Annotated in this window: 17 protein-coding genes; 11 read left to right on the top strand and 6 right to left on the bottom strand. The window is 64.9% G+C overall.

The window, feature by feature from the left end:
• Positions 1 to 68: 68 nt before the first annotated feature.
• From ctrA to recG, 3 genes are all read left to right on the top strand, one after another.
• Positions 69 to 776 carry a response regulator transcription factor CtrA gene (gene ctrA / locus IEX25_RS13040; protein WP_103171050.1) on the top strand — a complete coding sequence of 236 codons (708 nt, stop codon included), beginning with the start codon at positions 69 to 71 and terminating at the stop codon, positions 774 to 776.
• A gap of 92 nt (positions 777 to 868) precedes the next feature.
• The gene (gene ligA / locus IEX25_RS13035) at positions 869 to 3,052 is read left to right on the top strand and encodes an NAD-dependent DNA ligase LigA (protein WP_188715448.1); all 2,184 of its coding nucleotides are present in this window, start codon (positions 869 to 871) and stop codon (positions 3,050 to 3,052) included.
• On the top strand, positions 3,025 to 5,145 hold the full coding sequence (gene recG / locus IEX25_RS13030) for an ATP-dependent DNA helicase RecG (protein WP_229665190.1): 2,121 nt from the start codon (positions 3,025 to 3,027) through the stop codon (positions 5,143 to 5,145). Before ligA ends, recG begins: the two co-directional genes overlap by 28 nt.
• Before the next feature lie 258 nt (positions 5,146 to 5,403).
• On the opposite strand, the gene IEX25_RS13025 is transcribed toward recG, so the two are convergent.
• Positions 5,404 to 5,844, bottom strand: coding sequence for an iron-sulfur cluster assembly scaffold protein (locus IEX25_RS13025; protein ID WP_188715446.1), 441 nt, complete (start codon positions 5,842 to 5,844; stop codon positions 5,404 to 5,406).
• A 61-nt stretch (positions 5,845 to 5,905) separates the two neighbouring features.
• On the opposite strand from IEX25_RS13025, the gene hisI reads away from it, so the two are divergent.
• Positions 5,906 to 6,262, top strand: a complete 357-nt coding sequence (hisI, locus tag IEX25_RS13020) for a phosphoribosyl-AMP cyclohydrolase (protein ID WP_188715445.1) — start codon at positions 5,906 to 5,908, stop codon at positions 6,260 to 6,262.
• Here the strand turns inward: hisI and gluQRS are convergent.
• The 5 genes from gluQRS to IEX25_RS12995 form a co-directional block, all read right to left on the bottom strand.
• Positions 6,259 to 7,104 (bottom strand): tRNA glutamyl-Q(34) synthetase GluQRS, encoded by an 846-nt coding sequence (gene gluQRS / locus IEX25_RS13015; protein WP_188715443.1) that lies wholly within the window; start codon positions 7,102 to 7,104, stop codon positions 6,259 to 6,261. The genes hisI and gluQRS overlap by 4 nt on opposite strands.
• Positions 7,086 to 8,423 (bottom strand): methylenetetrahydrofolate--tRNA-(uracil(54)-C(5))-methyltransferase (FADH(2)-oxidizing) TrmFO, encoded by a 1,338-nt coding sequence (gene trmFO / locus IEX25_RS13010; RefSeq protein WP_188715441.1) that lies wholly within the window; start codon positions 8,421 to 8,423, stop codon positions 7,086 to 7,088. The genes gluQRS and trmFO overlap by 19 nt, the downstream gene beginning before the upstream one ends.
• 96 nt (positions 8,424 to 8,519) lie before the next feature.
• Complete coding sequence (locus IEX25_RS13005) at positions 8,520 to 9,140, bottom strand: 50S ribosomal protein L25/general stress protein Ctc (RefSeq protein ID WP_103171056.1); 621 nt, start codon at positions 9,138 to 9,140, stop codon at positions 8,520 to 8,522.
• A gap of 65 nt (positions 9,141 to 9,205) precedes the next feature.
• The gene (locus tag IEX25_RS13000; RefSeq protein WP_188715439.1) at positions 9,206 to 10,414 is read right to left on the bottom strand and encodes an alpha-hydroxy acid oxidase; all 1,209 of its coding nucleotides are present in this window, start codon (positions 10,412 to 10,414) and stop codon (positions 9,206 to 9,208) included.
• A gap of 57 nt (positions 10,415 to 10,471) precedes the next feature.
• Positions 10,472 to 10,729, bottom strand: coding sequence for a hypothetical protein (locus tag IEX25_RS12995; RefSeq protein WP_188715437.1), 258 nt, complete (start codon positions 10,727 to 10,729; stop codon positions 10,472 to 10,474).
• A 75-nt stretch (positions 10,730 to 10,804) separates the two neighbouring features.
• Between IEX25_RS12995 and IEX25_RS12990 the strand changes: the two genes are divergently transcribed.
• From IEX25_RS12990 to ribD, 7 genes are all read left to right on the top strand, one after another.
• Positions 10,805 to 11,389 carry a TetR/AcrR family transcriptional regulator gene (locus IEX25_RS12990; RefSeq protein ID WP_103171059.1) on the top strand — a complete coding sequence of 195 codons (585 nt, stop codon included), beginning with the start codon at positions 10,805 to 10,807 and terminating at the stop codon, positions 11,387 to 11,389.
• A gap of 66 nt (positions 11,390 to 11,455) precedes the next feature.
• A complete protein-coding gene (gene dnaG, locus IEX25_RS12985) occupies positions 11,456 to 13,348 on the top strand; it encodes a DNA primase (protein ID WP_188715435.1) in 1,893 nt (630 codons plus the stop codon).
• A 142-nt stretch (positions 13,349 to 13,490) separates the two neighbouring features.
• Positions 13,491 to 15,464 carry an RNA polymerase sigma factor RpoD gene (gene rpoD / locus IEX25_RS12980; RefSeq protein ID WP_188715433.1) on the top strand — a complete coding sequence of 658 codons (1,974 nt, stop codon included), beginning with the start codon at positions 13,491 to 13,493 and terminating at the stop codon, positions 15,462 to 15,464.
• Positions 15,465 to 15,604: 140 nt separating this feature from the next.
• Entirely contained in the window at positions 15,605 to 17,203 is a 1,599-nt protein-coding gene (locus IEX25_RS12975) for a DNA recombination protein RmuC (RefSeq protein WP_188715431.1), read from the top strand.
• The gene (locus IEX25_RS12970) at positions 17,200 to 17,622 is read left to right on the top strand and encodes a secondary thiamine-phosphate synthase enzyme YjbQ (protein WP_188715429.1); all 423 of its coding nucleotides are present in this window, start codon (positions 17,200 to 17,202) and stop codon (positions 17,620 to 17,622) included. The genes IEX25_RS12975 and IEX25_RS12970 overlap by 4 nt, the downstream gene beginning before the upstream one ends.
• Before the next feature lie 120 nt (positions 17,623 to 17,742).
• Entirely contained in the window at positions 17,743 to 18,207 is a 465-nt protein-coding gene (gene nrdR, locus IEX25_RS12965) for a transcriptional regulator NrdR (protein ID WP_103171064.1), read from the top strand.
• A 30-nt stretch (positions 18,208 to 18,237) separates the two neighbouring features.
• Positions 18,238 to 19,221 carry a bifunctional diaminohydroxyphosphoribosylaminopyrimidine deaminase/5-amino-6-(5-phosphoribosylamino)uracil reductase RibD gene (gene ribD, locus IEX25_RS12960; protein WP_188715534.1) on the top strand — a complete coding sequence of 328 codons (984 nt, stop codon included), beginning with the start codon at positions 18,238 to 18,240 and terminating at the stop codon, positions 19,219 to 19,221.
• Positions 19,222 to 19,265: the final 44 nt, after the last annotated feature.

The following is a 19,265-nucleotide window of genomic DNA, read 5'->3' as shown; positions in this document are numbered from 1 at the left end:
GTAACAACATATTAACCTTATAGGTTGATGGTTGATCGTAGCGAATACCAGAATCGGGGCTTACATTCATGAGAATTCTGTTGGTTGAGGATGATCCCAGCACCGCTCGGGCCATCGAATTGATGCTGACTGCCGCCAGCTACAATGTCTTTCGAACCGATATGGGCGAGGAGGGGATCGACCTTGCCAAGCTGTATGATTATGACCTGATCCTTCTGGATCTCGATCTGCCCGACATGCACGGGATGGAGGTTCTGCGCCATCTGCGCCTTGCGCGTGTCGATACGCCGATCCTGATCCTGACCGGCTCTGACGATACCGAAAGCAAGCTGCGGGGCTTTGGCTTCGGCGCCGACGATTACATGACCAAGCCCTTCAACCGCGAGGAATTGCAGGCCCGCATCCAGGCGATCATCCGCCGGTCCAAGGGCCACAGCCAGGCGATCATCAAGACCGGGGAAATCGTGGTGAACCTGGATGCGCGTACGGTGCAGGTCAAAGGCAAGGCCGTGAACCTGACCGGCAAGGAATATCAAATCCTGGAACTTCTCAGCCTTCGCAAGGGCACGACGCTGACAAAGGAAATGTTCCTGAACCATCTTTACGGCGGGATGGACGAACCGGAACTGAAGATCATCGACGTCTTCATCTGCAAGTTGCGCAAGAAGCTGTCCGAGGCCATCGGGGGTGACAGCCATATCGAAACCGTCTGGGGCAGGGGCTATGTCCTGCGCGAGCCTGCGCCCAATGCCGAACGTCTGGCGATCGGCGCCTGAAAGGGCGGCTGCTGCAGGAAGCTGGCGGCAGCCCCTGTAAAACCCTTCGCCGAACGTCGTATAGAACGGACGAACGGAAGGCGGAGACAGCGATGAGCGATGGAAAGCAGGATGACGGCGCGGCGCGGCCGGATGTGGCCGCGCTTGACGAACAGCGCGCTAGCGATGAAATCGCCGACCTGTCGGCCCGGATCGCCCAGGCGAACGACAACTATCACGTCAAGGACGCACCGGTCCTGTCGGATGCGGAATACGACGCGCTGAAGCAGCGGCTGCTGGCGCTGGAGCGTGCCTTCCCGCAGCTTGCCCGGCCCGACAGCCCCAGCCAGGTGGTCGGGGCCGCCCCGGCAGAGGGGTTCGGCAAGGTCGTCCATGCCCAGCGGATGATGTCGCTGGAAAACGGCTTTGCCGACGCAGATGTAACCGATTTCGTTTCCCGCATCCGCAGCTTCCTGGGTCTGCGGGATGGCGATCTGGCCTTTACCGCGGAACCCAAGATCGATGGCCTTTCGCTGTCCCTGCGCTACGAAGATGGCGTTCTGGTCCAGGCCGCGACCCGCGGGGACGGCGCGGTCGGGGAAAACGTCACAGCCAACGCCCGCACCATCGCCGATATTCCCCACCGACTGACGGGCGCCCCGGCCATTCTGGAAGTGCGGGGCGAGGTTTACATGAGCCATGCCGATTTCCAGCGCCTGAACGCGGCAGAAGGGGGACGGGTCTTCGCCAATCCCCGCAACGCCGCCGCCGGGTCGTTGCGACAGATCGACCCTGATGTGACCGCCTCGCGTCCCTTGCGGTTCTTCGCATATGGGTGGGGCCAGCTCAGCCAGGCACTGGCCGATACGCAGATGGAAGCGGTCGAACGGCTGGCCGCCCTGGGATTTCGGACGAACCCCTTGACGCGGCTTTGCCATGATGCCGGTCAGATGCTGGCCGTCTGGGCCGAGATCGAACAGCAGCGTGCGACCCTGGGCTATGACATCGATGGGGTCGTCTACAAGGTCAACGACCTGTCCTATCAGACACGGCTGGGTTACCGCTCGACCACGCCGCGATGGGCGCTTGCGCACAAGTTCCCGGCCGAGACGGCTTGGACGCGGCTGGACCGAATCGACATCCAGGTCGGCCGCACGGGTGCGCTTTCGCCGATCGCCCGGCTGGAGCCTGTGACGGTCGGCGGCGTGGTCGTTTCCAACGCGACCCTGCACAATGAGGATTACATCGCCGGTCGCGACAGCAGTGGCGCGCCCATTCGCGAGGGGCGCGACATTCGCGAAGGCGACTGGGTCAAGATTTACCGGGCAGGGGACGTGATCCCCAAGATCGCCGACGTCGATCTGTCGCGCAGGCCCGCAGACAGCCAGCCCTATCGCTTTCCCGAAACCTGCCCTCAATGCGGATCCGACGCGATCCGCGAACCGGGCGATTCCGTGCGCCGCTGCACCGGCGGCCTGGTTTGCCCTGCCCAGGCGATCGAGAAGCTGAAGCATTTCGTCAGCCGCGCGGCCTTCGACATCGAGGGCCTGGGCGCCAAGCAGATCGAGATGTTCTTTGCCGATCCCGCCCTGCCGATCCGCGAACCCGCCGATATCTTTACCCTGGCCGAACGCGACGCCCGCAACATCGCAAGGCTGAAGAACCGCGAGGGGTTCGGTGCCCGGTCGGTCGAAAAGCTGTTTGCCGCGATCGAGGACAAGCGCCGCATTCCCCTGGAACGGCTGATCTTTGCCTTGGGCATCCGCCATGTGGGCGAGGTTGCGGCAGGGATCCTCGCCCGCCATTTCGGAACCTGGGACGCCTTGCTTGGCGCCGTGGATGGCGCCGCGCATGAACCGGCCTTTGCAGCCGACGACAAGGCGCGTCGGATGGCCTTGGCCGACAGCCCGCATTGGGCCGAATTGACCACGATCAACGGCATCGGCGCCGTGCTGGTCCAGTCGCTTGTCACCACCCTGACCCAGCCGGCCGAACGCGCCAGCATCGATCGTCTGATCGGGCAGATCCAGGTCATTCCCGCCACGGCCCGCCAGGTCCAGCAAACCGCGATCAGTGGCAAGACCCTGGTTTTTACCGGCACCCTGGAACGCATGACGCGGGCCGAGGCCAAGGCGCGGGCCGAGGCCATGGGCGCCAAGGTTGCAGGCTCGGTCAGCGCCAAGACGGACCTTCTGATCGCCGCACCGGGCGCCGGATCGAAGGCGGCGAAGGCTGCGGAACTGGGCGTGACCGTCATCGACGAGGATGAATGGCTGCGCATCGCGGGCGGGTCATGACGCAGCCCAAGGGGCGCCCCCCGGCGCTGTTTCCGCTGTTCGCGGCCATCGACACGCTGCCGGGCGTGGGTCCGAAAAGCCGCGAGGCCCTGGCGCAGATGGGGATCGAACGACCGCGCGACCTGATCCTGACGCTGCCTGCCAGCGGCATCACCCGCCGCCGGATTGCCCGCATCAGCGATGCCCGGCCGCCCGAGGTCGTGACCATCGCCGTCACGGTGGGCCGCCATCATCCGCCCGCCGTCAAGGGCCGTCCCTGGCGCGTCCATTGCAGCGACGGCGTTGGCGACCTGACGCTTGTCTTCTTTCACCCGCGCAAGGAATGGATCGAAAGCCAGCTTCCCACCGGCGCCCGCCGCGTCGTCAGCGGCAAGATCGAGCTGTTCGACGGGTTGGCCCAGATGGTCCATCCCGACCATATCCAGCGAGAGGACGAACCACCCCTGCCGGAGTTCGAGGCCATCTATCCCCTGACTGCGGGACTGACGCGCAAGGTCATGGTCAAGGGGATCGAGGCCGCGCTGACCCGCCTGCCGCCCATGCAGGAATGGATCGATCCGCAGTTGATCGCGCAACGGGGCTGGCCCGATTTTGCGGCGGCATTGCAGGCTGCGCATGATCCCCGGTCGGTGCGCGACCTGTCGCCCGATGCGCCTGCGCGGGCGCGCTTGGCCTATGACGAGTTTCTGGCCCATCAGATGACGCTGGCCCTGGTTCGGCGTGAAAAGCGACGGCTGAAAGGGCGGCCCAGCGGGGGTGACGGGCGGTTGCGGCGCGCGGTGCTGGATCATCTGCCCTGGCCTCCGACCGGTGCCCAGATGCGCGCGGTCCGGGACATCGCCGCCGACATGGCCAGCGACCGGCGCATGAACCGGCTGCTGCAAGGCGACGTGGGATCGGGCAAGACCCTGGTTGCGATGCTGTCAGCCCTTGTCGCGGTCGAGGCGGGCGGGCAGGCGGTGCTGATGGCCCCGACCGAGATCCTGGCCCGCCAGCATGCCCGCGCCCTGGAACCGCTGGCCCGCGCGGCGGGCATCCGGCTGGCCGCCCTGACCGGCCGCGACAAGGGCGAATTGCGTGCGCAACTGTTGGAGGACCTTGCCGAAGGGCGCATCGACATCCTGGTCGGCACTCATGCGGTGTTCCAACGCGGTGTCGATTTCCATGACCTGCGGCTGGCGATCATCGACGAACAGCATCGGTTCGGCGTGGCGCAACGGCTGGAACTGTCGGGCAAGGGCCAGGTGCCCCCTGACATGCTGATCATGACGGCGACACCGATCCCCCGTTCGCTTGCGCTGACGCAATATGGGGATCTGGACATCTCGATCCTGGACGAGAAACCGCCGGGGCGGCAGCCGATCACCACGGTGATGATCAGCGATCAGCGCCTTGACGAAGTGACGGCCCGGCTGCGTCATGTGCTGGATCAGGGCGCGCGCGCCTATTGGGTCTGCCCCCTTGTGGACGAAAGCGAAGTCACGGATCTGACCGCGGCCGAGGCGCGGTTCCAGGCGCTGCGGGCGCAGTTCGGCGATATCGTGCGGCTGGTTCATGGCCAGATGCCTGCCGATCAGCGCGACGCGGCCATGGCCGATTTCGCTAGCGGCCGTGCCCGGCTTCTGGTCGCCACCACGGTGATCGAGGTCGGCGTGGACGTGCCCGAGGCGACAATCATGGTGATCGAACGGGCCGAAAGCTTCGGCCTTGCGCAGTTGCACCAGTTGCGCGGCAGGGTCGGGCGGGGAACGGGGGCATCCACCTGTCTGCTGATGTATCACCCCCCCTTAGGCGAAACCGGCGCGCGGCGGCTGACGACCCTGCGGGATACCGAGGATGGCTTCCGCATCGCCGAGGTCGATCTGGAGATGCGCGGGGCCGGCGATGTGATCGGCACGGCGCAATCGGGCCTTCCCCGGTTCCGCATCGGGGATCTGGAACATCAGGCGGGGCTGATGGCGGTGGCGCGTCAGGACGCCCGCAATCTTCTGGACCGCGATCCCACCCTGGACAGCCCGCGCGGGCAGGCTGTGCGGATGCTGATGTGGCTGATGAGCCAGGATGAGGCGATCCGTCTGATCTCGGTCGGCTAAATTCTTAAAATGTTCTTTACGAATCGCCAGGAACATGAGAACAAAACAGCAACAGATAGGAGTTGCTCATGTCCCGCGAATTCGTATCCGACCTGTTGGGTGTCACCGCCCTGGCCGTCACCACCGTCATCGTCTTGTGGTTGCCTGCGATCCTGCAAGCCTGATCTCTGCCCCGCGTTGCCCTGACGGCGCTTGCCTGTGCGACCGTCAGTTCCCCAGCACGCGCACCTGCCGGTCCCGCAAGGGGACCGGCTTTTTTCATGACCGTGTGGCCTGGTCGATGGCGTCCAGCGTCGCATTCCAGGCCAGCAGGATCGAGGCATGGCGGTTCGGATATTCGCGCGCGGGCAGCAGGGCCTCAAGCTCGGCGAAAGGGGCGGCGGGGGGATCGGCTTCGGTCGTCAGCATGGCTTCCAAAGCGTCTCGGGTCGCCGCGATTTCGTCCCGGCTGCGCCCGATCACGCCTTGCCCCAGGACCGAGGCCGATGCCTGACCAAGCGCGCAGGCCCGCACTTCCTGCCGGAAATCCGCGATCCGGTCCCCCTCCATCGCGACATAGGCCGTGACCGACGACCCGCATTGCGGCGACCGGCGCATGGCCTTGCCGTCGAATTCCGGCAATGCGCCCAGATGCGGGATCGCCGTCGTCAATGCCAGGATTCGGCGGGAATAAAGCTGCATCATGTCGCTGTCGGCCATCGGTCTTTCCCATGCGCTGCCTGGGGTCTAGATAGGGACGCGTCAGCCGAAAGGAAACCCGATGTTCGACCCAGCTAGCCTGAAATATGATCCGAACGGGCTGATCCCCGCCATTGCCCAGGACGCGGATGGGGGCGAGGTTCTGATGATGGCTTGGATGAATGCCGAAAGCGTCGCGCGGACTTTGGAAACCGGGCGCGTCACCTATTGGTCGCGGTCGCGGCAGTCGTTCTGGGTCAAGGGCGAAAGCTCGGGGCATGTGCAGGAACTGGTGGAACTGCGCCTGGATTGCGACCGCGACTGCCTGCTTGTGCTGGTCCGCCAGACCGGCCCGGCATGCCATACCAACCGGCGAAGCTGCTTCTATACCGTCGTCCGCGATGGCGTGGAGGTCGAGATCATGGCGCCGATGGCCTAGAACCCGATCATGCTGCGGATATCCTGCGGGGTCGCGCCATCGTCGCGGTAATGACGAATGGCCCGGGCGTCATCGCGCTTGGCCAATCGCTTGCCGGCGTCGTCGCGGATCAGGCGATGATGGTGATAGAAAGGGGTCGATAGTTGAAGCAGCTTCTGAAGAAGCACATGGATATAGGTTGAATCGAAAAGGTCTTTTCCGCGTGTGACCAAGGTGATCCCTTGGGCGGCATCGTCCACGACCACCGCCAGGTGATAGGATGTGCCCATCCCGCGCCGCGACAGGATCACATCGCCGATGCCCTCCAGAAACTGATCCCGGGTCAGTGCGTGGTCATGTCCGGGCATGATCGCCTGATCCTGGAAAGCGATGCTGTCCAAGTCCAGGGCATCGAAGGCACGCGCGGCATCCAGCCGGATCACGTCGTCCGGTCCCGCATCGGTCAGGCTGCGGCCCCGGCAGGTTCCGGGATAGATCAGTCCGTCGGGACCTGCGGGCCAGGCGCCTTCCTGCGGGGCCGACATTGCCGCGCGGATGTCGCCCCGACGGCAGCGGCAGGGATAGGTCAAGGGCGCCAGCCGCCGAAGCGCCTTTCGATAAGCCTCCATCCGGTCCGACTGCCGCATCACCGGTTCCGGCCAGCCAAGGCCCAGCCAAGCCAGATCCTCCTTGATCGCGGCTTCGTATTCGGGGCGGCAACGGTCGCGGTCGATATCCTCGATGCGCAACAGGAACCGGCCCGGGCCCGCCAGGCTTTCCGCCACCAGGGCCGCATAGGCATGGCCCAGATGCAGCAGTCCGGTGGGTGAGGGTGCGAAGCGGGTTACTGCGCCGCCAGCCATGCGCTGAAATCGTCCTTGGCCCGCTGGGTATAGGCAGGATATCGGTCCTTGCGCCCCTTTCGGCCGCCGCGCATCTCGTCAAGCGGAGGAAACAGGCCGAAGTTCACGTTCATCGGCTGGAAGGTCTTGGCCTCGGCCCCGCCGGTGATGTGGTTGACAAGGGCACCCATGGCAGTCGTCGGGGCCGGCGGCGGCAGATCGCGCCCCTGCGCCTGTGCAGCCGCCATCCGGCCCGCCAGCAAGCCCATGGCGGCGCTTTCGACATAGCCCTCGACCCCGGTGACCTGCCCGGCAAAGCGCAGGTTCGGCCGCTGACGCAGACGCATCCGGTCGTCCAGCAGCGTTGGCGAGTTCAGGAAGGAGTTGCGGTGGATGCCACCAAGCCGGGCGAAGCTGGCATTCTCCAGCCCAGGGATCATGCGAAACACCTGGGTCTGGGCGCCGTATTTCATCTTGGTCTGGAAGCCAACAATATTATAAAGTGTTCCCAAGGCATTATCACGACGAAGTTGAACCACTGCATAAGGTTTCTCAGTCGGGTTATGGGCATTCGTCAGCCCGACGGGCTTCATCGGTCCGTGCCGCAAGGTTTCCCGGCCGCGTTCGGCCATGACCTCGATGGGCAGGCAGCCGTCGAAATAGCCTGCGGTCTCGCCCTCGTGGAACTCGGTCTTCTCGGCGGCCAGAAGGGCGTCGATGAAGGCCTCGTACTGGTCGTGGGTCATCGGGCAGTTGATATAGGCCTTCTGCTCGGCCTCGGTCTCGCCCTTGTCATAGCGGCTTTGTTCCCAGGCCACGGACATGTCGATGGTATCCGCATGGACGATGGGTGCGATGGCGTCGAAAAAGGCCAGGGCATCGGTGCCGGTCACCGCGCGGATCGCCTGCGCCAGCGCGTCCGAGGTCAGCGGCCCGGTCGCCACGATCCAGTTGCCATCGTCTGGCAGGTCGGTGATTTCGCCCGGAACGATCTGGATCAGCGGCTCGGCCTGCAAGGCTTCGGTTACGGCTGCTGAAAACGCCTCGCGGTCCACGGCAAGGGCACCACCCGCAGGAAGCCGATGGCGATCCGCCATTGACATGATCAGCCCCTCCGCCGCGCGCATTTCCCAATGCAGTTGCCCGACCGCGTTCATCACGTCGTCGTCGGACCGGAAGCTGTTGGAACAGACCATTTCCGCACAATCGCCGGTCTTGTGGGCGAAGGTGCCTTTGGCGGGGCGCATTTCGTGCAGGACAACAGGCACGCCCGTGCGGGCGATCTGCCAGGCGGCCTCGGACCCGGCAAGGCCCGCGCCAATGATGTGGACAGGTTCCATGTGACCTCCTGCGGATGGGGCTAGCAAAGCTGCCCGCAAATGGAAAGGGCGGCGCCAAGCGGCACCGCCCCGATGATTGCGCAAAGCGCGCGGAGATCACTCCTCCGCGGCAGCCTCGGCCGGCTCGTCGTCGCCGCCCGAACGCAGCGCGGACGGCGCGGCGACGTTGGCGATGACGAAGTTGCGGTCGATGGTCGGCTTCGCGCCTTCCGGCAGCTTCACATCGTTGATGTGGATCGTTTCACCGACGTTCAGGCCTTCCAGATCGACGGTGATGTGGTCCGGGATGTCGCCTGCAGTCACGACAAGCTCGACCTCGGGACGAACCGTAACCAACGTCCCGCCGCGCTTCAGGCCGGGGGATTTTTCGTGGTTGATGAATTCGACCGGGATGAACAGGTTCACCTTCGAGGTGCGGCGCAGGCGCATGAAGTCGATGTGGATCGGCAGGTCCTTCACCACGTCCTTCTGGACGCCGCGGCAGATGACGCGGACGTCTTCCTGGCCTTCGACCTTCAGGTTGAACAGCGTGGACATGAACCGGCCGGCGCGCAGTTGCGTCAGCAGCTTGTTGAAGTCGAACTGGATGTTGACCGGGTCCTTGTGGTCACCATAGACGACTCCGGGCACCTTGCCATCGCGGCGAGCTTGGCGGGCGGCCCCCTTGCCTGACCCCGCGCGCGGCTCGGCCACCAGATCAGGGATCTCTTTGGCCATGATATGTTCCTAACTTGGTTGTTGGTGCCGCCATCCTCCAAGGGTGCATGGCGACAGGTGGCGGCCTATACGGCAATGGGGGTGATTTGTGAAGCCCCCTTGGGCGCCTGAACCTCGTATTCGTCCAGGAAGCCGCGGGGGATCATCACGTTCTGGGGCCCGATGTTCCTGACATCCCGTTCGCCGCACAGCGCCATGCTGATGTCCAGCTCCTTGCGGATGATTTCCAGCGCGCGGGTCACCCCGGCCTCGCCCATGGCGCCAAGCCCGTGCAGCCAGGCCCGCCCGATCCAGGTCGAATGCGCGCCCAGGGCAAGCGCCTTCAGCACGTCCTGGCCCGACCGGATGCCGCCGTCCATGTGGATTTCCACCCGGTCGCCCACGGCCTTGACGATATGCGGCAGCATCCTGATCGAGGACAGCGCCCCATCCAGTTGCCGCCCACCGTGGTTGCTGACGATGATCGCGTCGGCGCCGAAATCCGCCGCAATGCGCGCGTCGTCGGGGTCCAGCACGCCTTTCAGGATCAGCTTGCCGCCCCACATGTCGCGGATCCGGGCGATCTTGTCCCAGTCCAGTTTTTCGTCGAACTGCTCGGCCGTCCAGCTCATCAGGCTGGAAGGATCGGCCACGCCCTTGGCATGGCCCACGATATTGCCGAAGAAGCGGCGCTTCGTCTGCAGCATCCCCATCCCCCAGCGCCAGCGGGTCGCAAGATCCAGCATGGTCGGCAGGGTCAGCTTGGGGGGCGCGGACAGGCCGTTCTTCAGGTCCTTGTGCCGCTGGCCCAGGATCTGAAGGTCCAGCGTCAGGACCAGGGCGCTGCAATTCGCCTTTTTCGCGCGCTCGATGATGGCGGCCAGGAAATCCTGGTCCTTCATCGCATAAAGCTGGAACATGAAAGGCTTGGTGGTGTGTTCCGCCACATCCTCGATGGAACAGATCGACATGGTGGACAGACAGAATGGCACGCCGAACTTCTCGGCCGCACGGGCAGCATGGATTTCCCCATCGGCGTGCTGCATCCCGGTCATGCCGACAGGGGCCAGCGCCACGGGCATCGCGGCGGGAAGGCCCACGATGTCCGATGCCGTGCTGCGGTTCGACATGTCCACGGCCACCTTCTGACGAAGCTTCAACCGGGCGAAGTCGGTCGTGTTCTCGCGGAAGGTCTGTTCGGTATAGCTGCCCGACTCGGCATAGTCATAGAACATCTTCGGAGTGCGCGAGCGGTGCATCCGCTTGAGATCTTCGATCGACGTGATGACGGGCATGAGGCTCTCCGACAGGATTGGTCAAGAATCTTTACCAGATCGGCATGCGGCCAGCAATCATCCTTGGGGCTGGATCCGCCGCAGCGTGTCTGGTTCGATGACCGGCCCGCGCAGGGCGTCGGCGCGCCGCCGCAGCGCGTCCGCCCGTGCCTGCGCCTCTGCCTCGACATCGGACGACGTTGCCTGGGGCGCATGATCGGGCAGGACAGGTTCGGCCAGGATCTGGTCGGTGGGCAGCAAGCGCGGATAGGATTCCGTATCGGTCGAGCATGCCGCCAGGAATGCGGCGCAGGTCAGGGGCAAGACATGTTTCATGGCCCCAAGATTATGGCGCGGCTTGCACCGGGGCAACGGACTTTCCCGCCCTGCCGCCGCGCGCTAGAAGACCGCATGGCCCGCACCCAAGGTTCCCGCGCCGATGTCACCGGCCCCCTGATCCGCACCCATGCCCGCCGCCTGTTCGCGCGGCAGGGCTATGCCGCCGTGTCGATGCGCCAGATCGCGTCGGCGGTGGGGGTGCAGGCTGGCGCGCTTTATGCCTATACCCCCGACAAGCAGGCCTTGCTGTTCGATCTTCTGGAAAGCCACATGCAGGAACTGCTGGGCGCCTGGTCCGACATTCCGGGCGATCCCTTGGCGCGGCTGGAACATTTCGTGCGCTTCCATATCGACACCAGCCTGGATCACGCCGATGCCGTGTTCCTGTCCTATATGGAACTTCGCAACCTGACCCCGGAAAACCGCGCCCGCATTGCGGCCCTGCGCGGCGAATACGAGAACGCGCTAGAGGCCATCCTGCGCGACGGGGTGGCGGCGGGCGTGATGCGCATCGACGACCCGCGCCTGGCGACAATGGCCCTGATCGCGATGCTGACGGGCGTGACGAACTGGTACCGCGAAGGCGGGCGTCTGGACCGCCGGCGCATCGGCGACATCTATTGGGGCCTTGCGCGGGGCGCGGTCGGCGCGGATTGACCGCCGCTTCTTCGTTGTCCAAATACCCCCTTTCTTGATTTTGGCCGCAGCGCGATAATCCCCCCCATGAGTCTTCCCCCCGGCTTCCTTGACGAGATTCGGACCCGCGTCCCGATCAGCCGCGTGATCGGCAAGAAGGTCGTGTGGGATCTGCGCAAGTCGAACCAGGCGCGGGGCGACTGGTGGGCGCCATGCCCGTTCCACCAGGAAAAATCCGCCAGTTTTCATTGCGATGACCAGAAGGGCTATTACTACTGCTTCGGCTGCCACGCCAAGGGCGACGCCATCAAGTTCCTGCGCGAGGCCGACGGGATGGAGTTCATCGAGGCCGTCAAGCTGCTGGCCGCGGAGGCCGGGTTGCAGATGCCCGAACCCGATCCCCGCGCCCGGGAAAGAACCGACCGCCGCACCCGCCTGCTGGACGTGACCGAGGCCGCCTGCCGCTGGTTCCGCCTGCAACTGCAAACCGGCGCCGCCGCTGATGCGCGCGATTACCTGGCACGGCGCGGCCTGGATCAGGCGGCGCTAGACCGGTTCGAGATCGGATTTGCCCCCGACAGCCGCACCGCGCTGACGCAGGCATTGCGCGACAAGGGTTTCGACGAATCCCTGATCGTCGAAGCAGGCATGTCGGCGCGGCCCGACAATGGCGGGGCAGCCTATGACCGCTTCCGGGACCGCATCATCTTTCCGATCCGCGACGGGCAGGGGCGCTGCATCGGCTTCGGCGGTCGGGCGATGGATCCGAATGCGCGGGCGAAATACCTCAACAGCCCGGAAACGCCGCTGTTCGACAAGGGGCGCAACCTTTATCACCTTGGCCCGGCCCGTGCCGCCATTGCCAAGGGCCAGCGGCTGGTGGTGGCAGAAGGCTACATGGACGTGATCGCCCTGGCCCGTGCGGGTTTCGAGGGCGCCGTGGCCCCCCTGGGCACCGCAATCACCGAGGAGCAGTTGCACCTGATGTGGCGCGTCAGCCCCGAACCCGTGATCGCCCTGGACGGCGACGCGGCAGGACAGCGGGCGGCGCAGCGGCTGATCGATCTGGCCCTGCCGATGACGGGACCGGGCCGGGCGCTTCGTTTCGTCATCCTGCCCGCAGGACAGGATCCCGACGACCTGATCAAGGCAGCAGGACCGGGCGCCATGGGGGCGCTGCTGGATCAGGCGCGCCCGCTGGTCGATCTGTTGTGGGCGCGCGAGACCGAAGGACAGGTCTTCGACAGCCCCGAACGCAAGGCCGCCTTGGAAAAGCGCCTTCAGGACGCCGTTGCCAAGATCCCGGACGACCTGACCCGCAACCATTACGCCAAGGAACTGCGCAGCAAGCAGTGGGATCTGTTCGGCGGAACGTCGCGGCGCGTGGACTGGACGCCCGGCAAGCGCAAGGGGTCCGCCAGACCCTCGCGTCCGGTCCTGCCCATTCCTGCGACCGTCTCGGACCCGCAGGCGGCAGGCAGTCTTCTGGAAGGGGCAAGCCTGTTGATCTGCGCCTTGCGCCCCGAACTGGTCGCGCAGATGGAAACCCGCCTGGAGCGCTTGTCACCCCAGGATCCCGACCGGGCGGCCCTGCTGTTCGACCTTCTGGGCCAGACGCAAAGCGCGGCAGGTCAACGCGGTCTTGAAACGCTGCGGCGTGACGCCCATCTGGGCCTCACTCCTGCGGTCATCGACACGCAGGACACTGAAACCGTGGCCGCGATCCTGGGCAATCTTCTGGACCGGCTGGAAGCGCAGCGGGCCATCGGCACCGAACTGGCCCGCGCCGAAGCCGAAATCCAGGGCGAGGCCGACGAGGGGCTGACCTGGCGGATGCAGCAGATCGCCCGCGCGCGTCACCGCGCCGAGCGGCCTGAACTGGAGGGCGGCATGGATTTGAACGAGGACCGGGACGCCCTTTCGGCCCAGTTGTCGGAGTTTGTCCAGGGCCAGATCTGGCGCAAGCCGCCACGCCGCTGACCATCCCCGATCGATTCGCACCATGTCGGCGAATCAGCCGCATCGCGTGCCCTTTGATTCGGGGGTGCGCCACGCTAAATGTAGAACGCATGTTCAGTGATTCGCCTGTCTGCGAATCACCGCCTGAAGAAGGGAGCCGTTGATGGCCGCCAAGGACGACGATCACGACAAGACCGACAAGGACGACAACGCGCATTCCCTGGACATGAGCCAGGCGGCCGTCAAGCGCATGATCGCCGAGGCGCGCGAGCGCGGCTATATCACCTATGACCAGTTGAATGCGGCGCTTCCGCCCGAGCACGCCTCGTCCGAGCAGATCGAGGACGTGATGTCGATGTTGTCCGAAATGGGCATCAACGTGATCGAGGACGAGGACGGGGCCGAGGAACCCGAGGGCGGGGCCGTGGCCGTGGTCGGATCGACCTCGCGCGAGGTGGCCGTCTCGACCTCGGAAACCGAGAAGCTGGACCGTACCGATGACCCGGTGCGGATGTATCTGCGCGAGATGGGCTCGGTCGAGCTGCTGTCCCGCGAGGGCGAGATCGCCATCGCCAAGCGGATCGAGGCCGGCCGGAACACCATGATCGCGGGCCTTTGCGAAAGCCCGCTGACCTTCAAGGCCATCACCATGTGGCGCGAGGAGCTTCTGGACGAAGAAATCCTTCTGCGCGACGTGATCGACCTGGAAACCACCTTCGGCCAGTCGCTGGACGACGATGAGGGCGAGGAAGAGGAACTGACCGAGGAAAGCGTCCAGACAGAAGCCACGCAGAAACGCGAGGAACTGGACGCCGACGGCAATCCCATCCTGGGCGAGGACGACGAGGACGAGGACGAAGGCGCCAACCTGTCATTGGCCGCGATGGAAGCCAGCCTCAAGCCCAAGGTTCTGGAAACCCTGGAACTGATCGCGCGCGACTATGAAGCCCTGGCCGCGATGCAGGACCAGCGGATGTCGGCCACGCTGAACGAGGACAACAGCTTCTCGGCCAGCAATGAGAGCGACTATCAGGTGCTGCGGTCGCGCATCGTCGGGCTGGTCAACGAACTGCACCTGAACAGCAGCCGGATCGAGGCGCTGGTCGATCAGCTTTACGGCATCAACCGCCGGATCGTCACCATCGACAGCGGCATGGTCAAGCTGGCCGATGCCGCGCGGATCAACCGCCGCGAATTCATCGACGCCTATCGTGGCACCGAACTGGACCCGACCTGGGTGGACCGCATGTCCCAGCAGGCCGGCCGCGGCTGGCAGGCGCTGTTCGAACGGTCCCGCGACAAGGTGGATGATCTGCGCAACGAGATGGCGCAGGTCGGCCAGTATGTCGGCGTCGATATCGAGGAATTCCGCCGCATCGTGGCTCAGGTCCAGCGCGGCGAAAAGGAAGCCCGCCAGGCCAAGAAGGAAATGGTCGAGGCCAACCTGCGCCTGGTCATCAGCATCGCCAAGAAATACACGAACCGCGGCCTGCAGTTCCTGGACCTGATCCAGGAAGGCAACATCGGCCTGATGAAGGCCGTGGACAAGTTCGAATACCGCCGCGGCTACAAGTTCTCGACCTATGCGACCTGGTGGATCCGGCAGGCGATCACCCGGTCCATCGCCGACCAGGCGCGGACCATCCGCATCCCGGTTCACATGATCGAGACGATCAACAAGCTGGTCCGCACCGGCCGCCAGATGCTGCACGAGATCGGTCGGGAACCCACGCCCGAGGAACTCGCCGAAAAGCTGCAGATGCCGCTGGAAAAGGTCCGCAAGGTCATGAAGATCGCCAAGGAGCCGATCTCCCTCGAAACTCCCATCGGGGACGAGGAAGACAGCCAGCTTGGCGATTTCATCGAGGACAAGAACGCCGTCCTGCCGCTGGACAGCGCCATTCAGGAAAACCTGAAGGAAACGACCACGCGGGTTCTGGCCTCCCTGACTCCGCGAGAGGAACGGGTTCTGCGAATGCGCTTTGGCATCGGCATGAACACCGACCACACGCTGGAGGAGGTGGGCCAGCAGTTCAGCGTGACCCGCGAACGCATCCGCCAGATCGAGGCCAAGGCGCTGCGCAAGCTGAAGCATCCTTCGCGCAGTCGCAAGCTGCGGTCCTTCCTGGACCAGTGACGGAAAACCGCCCTCGGGCGGTTTTTCCTTTTGTGGATGATGAGAATTGTCGGCAAGCGCATCCCGCAGGCAATCGCCTCGGCGCTTGCAATTCGGGGGTAAATCATGAACGCTGTTCCTGAATTGCCCGAGGTTCGTCGATGCCTTCCGATACGATTCTGATCGCCGTCTGTCTTTTCTTGGCGGCGGTGGTGCTGGTCCTACTGCTGACCCAGCGACGGGGCGGTGCGCGTTCCTCTGATGACGGCAAGGTCCAGGATCTGGAACGCCGGCTGGCCGAGCAAGGTCAAGTTCTTGACGAACAGCGCCTGCGTGCCGGTCGCCTCGAGGCGCAGGCCGAGCATCTGGAACGCCGCCTGTCGGAACTGAACCAGGAACGTGACGATCTGGCGGATGCGCTGCATGCCGAGCGCCGCAATCTTGCGCGCCTGGAAGGGGAACTGTCATCCGCCCGCCTTGCTGCCGAAAAGGATATCGCCGCCGAACGGCGAGAGGTCGCGCGCCTGCATGAAGCGCGCGACCAGATGAATGAGGTGGTTGCGCAGCTCACCGCCGAACGCGACGACCTTGACGCTGCCTTGCGCGCCGAACGCCAGTCCGTTGCCAATCTTGAGAAAGACCTGTCTCAGGCCCGTCTGATGGCGCAGAAGGATCTGGAGGCGGCGCAGCGCGAGATCGCCACCCTCAAGGAATTGCGAGAGGAAATGACCGGCCAGTTCAAGCTGCTGGCCAACGAGACGCTGAAGACACAGGGGGCCGAGATGCAGCGCGCCCATGGCGACCAGCTAAGCGCGCTGCTGACCCCGTTCCGCGACCAGGTCCACCGGTTTCAGACCGAACTTCAGGCCCGCAACAAGGCCACGGACGAGGAACGCGCCCGCCTGCGCGAGCAGATCGAGGGGCTTCATCGCCGGTCCGAGGCCATTTCCCGCGAGGCGGTCAACCTGACCCGCGCCTTGAAGGGGGACAGCCAGAAGCGCGGTGCCTGGGGCGAGATGATCCTGGAACGCATCCTCGAGGATTCGGGCCTGCTGGCGGGAACGCATTACATCACCCAGACCAGCCACAAGGATGAGCAGGGCCGGACCTGGCGCCCCGACGTGATCATCAGGATGCCGCAGAAGAAGGTTCTGGTGGTGGACAGCAAGGTCTCGCTTCTGGCCTATGAGGAAGCGGTCAGCGCCGAGGATCCGTCGATCTGCGACGGCGCGCTGCGCCGGCATGTGGCGGCGATGCGCGCCCATATCGCCTCGCTTGCAGGGAAGGGCTATCACGCGCTGGATGAAGGCTCGGTCGATTACGTCCTGATGTTCATCCCCATCGAAGGCGCCTTTTCCGAGGCGCTGCGCGTGGATCCCGACCTGACGCGGCACGCGATGGAGAACCGCGTGGGGCTGGCGACGCCCACCACGCTGATGCTGACGCTGCGGACGGTCGATCACATCTGGACGGTCGAGCGGCGCGAATCCAATGCGGCGGCGATCGCGAACCGGGCCGGGGCGCTTTACGACAAGCTGCACGGCTTCGTCTCGGCGATGGACGAAGTCGGCACGGCCCTGGACAAGGCGCAGAAAAGCCATGCCACGGCGATGGATCGCCTGTCCCGTGGGTCGGGCAACGTGATCCGCCAGGCCGAGATGCTGCGCCAGCTTGGCGCACGCAACCAGAAACGGTTGGCCATCGGGCATGACGGCGACGACGACCTGCCCCTGCTGGGCAGCCCCGAGGCGGCGGAATGAACCGCATCTTCACCATCCAGACGCGCGGTCCCGCCTGTCACGATTTCACCCGCGAGGTGGCGGCCTGGCTGGCGGACAACGATGCGGCGGACGGGCTTCTGACGCTGATGGTGCGCCATACGTCCTGTTCGCTGCTGATCCAGGAAAATGCCGATCCCGACGTGCAGTCCGATCTGCTTGGCTGGCTGGACCGCATCGCGCCGCCTGCCGATCATCCTTCGATGTCCTGGCTGCGCCATCGTGACGAAGGCCCGGACGACATGCCCGCCCATCTGAAGGCCGCCGTTTTGCCAGTCAGCCTGCAGGTTCCGGTCGCGAACGGGCGGATGATGCTGGGCACATGGCAGGGTATCTATCTTGTGGAACACCGTCGCGCGCCCCACAGACGGGAAGTCGCCGCCCTGTTTCAAGCGGACTGACAGCGCGGCATTCCGGACACAGCCTGGCTGAAGAACATGTTGTGGCTTGTGGATAAGGCTACCCAATTCCTGCCGGTGTCTTATAGTTATTGGGATTTGTGCGGCACAGGGGACAACTGGATGCGCTGCCCGTTTTGCGGAAACGTGGATACTCAGGTCAAGGATTCACGTCCCGCCGAAGACAATGTCGCCATTCGTCGCCGTCGTTTCTGCCCTGCCTGCGGGGGACGTTTCACGACCTATGAACGGGTGCAGCTGCGCGATCTGGTCGTCGTCAAGTCCAGCGGAAGGCGAGAGGATTTCGACCGCGACAAGCTGGCCCGGTCCATCCGCATCGCCATGCAAAAGCGCCCGGTCGAACCAGAACGGATCGAGCAGATGATCAGCGGCATCGTCCGCCGCCTGGAAAGCACGGGCGAGACCGACATCCCTTCCAAGATGATCGGCGAGATCGTGATGGAATCGCTGTCCCGCATCGACAACGTTGCCTATGTCCGTTTTGCCAGCGTTTACAAGAACTTCCAGGACGCGGATGATTTCGACAAGTTCGTGTCTGAACTGCGCCCCGGCGCGGGCAGCGAATAAGGCGTGACCGCCCGCGACGACCTGCGTCACATGGACCATGCCTTGCGCCTGGCGCGCCGGGGTCTGGGAAATGTCTGGCCCAATCCGGCGGTCGGCTGCGTGATCGTGCGGGACGGTCGCATCGTGGGGCGGGGCTGGACCCAGCCGGGCGGGCGTCCTCATGCGGAACGGATGGCGCTGGATCAGGCCGGTCCGCTGGCACGGGGCGCCACGGCCTATGTCACGCTGGAGCCCTGTGCGCATCATGGCCGAACCCCGCCCTGCGCCGAGGGATTGATCGAGGCGGGGATCAGCCGGGTGGTGTCTGCCATGACGGATCCCGATCCGCGCGTGGCCGGTCGCGGGCACGGGATGCTGCAAGATGCAGGCATCGGCGTCACCCAAGGCGTCAGGCAGGCCGAGGCGCAGGAACTGCAGGCGGGGTTCCTGTCGCGCATCCTGACAGGGCGGCCCTTCGTGACCCTGAAGCTTGCGACCAGCTTTGACGGCCGCATCGCCACGGCCAGCGGCGAAAGCAGGTGGATCACCGGGCCGCAGGCGCGGTTGCATGTCCACGCCATGCGCATGGCCCACGACGCGGTGATGGTGGGGGGCAACACGGCCCGCGTTGACCGCCCCTCGTTGAACGTGAGGGGGCTGACAACGCCCCGCCAGCCAGCGCGGGTGGTCCTGTCGTCGAAACCGGTGTCCGACCTTCCGCCCGAAGGACCGATGCATGGTCCCTTGTGGCGGATCGACGCCTTGCCCCAGAATGCGCTTGTCGATCTGGCCCGACAGGGCATCACCCGGGTGTTCTGCGAGGGAGGCGGGATGCTGGCCGCGTCGATGTTGCAGGCCGGATTGGTCGATCAGGTCATCGGCTATACCGCCGGTGTCGTTCTGGGGGGCGAGGGCAGGGCGGCGATAGGACCGATGGGGCTTGTACACCTGGCCGACGCGCCACGGTTCCGGTTGGTGGAAACGCGCGCCTTGGGCGGCGACCTGTTCCATCGCTGGCGACGGATTACAGGATGAGGCAGTGGCGGCGGCTGTCATGACTTCTGTCGGCTGGACGCGAT

This window comes from Paracoccus acridae (assembly GCF_014642735.1).
In the GTDB taxonomy this organism is placed as follows: Bacteria; Pseudomonadota; Alphaproteobacteria; order Rhodobacterales; family Rhodobacteraceae; genus Paracoccus; species Paracoccus acridae.
Note: the sequence above shows the minus strand (reverse complement) of the source record. Positions and strands in the feature narration are given on the sequence as shown.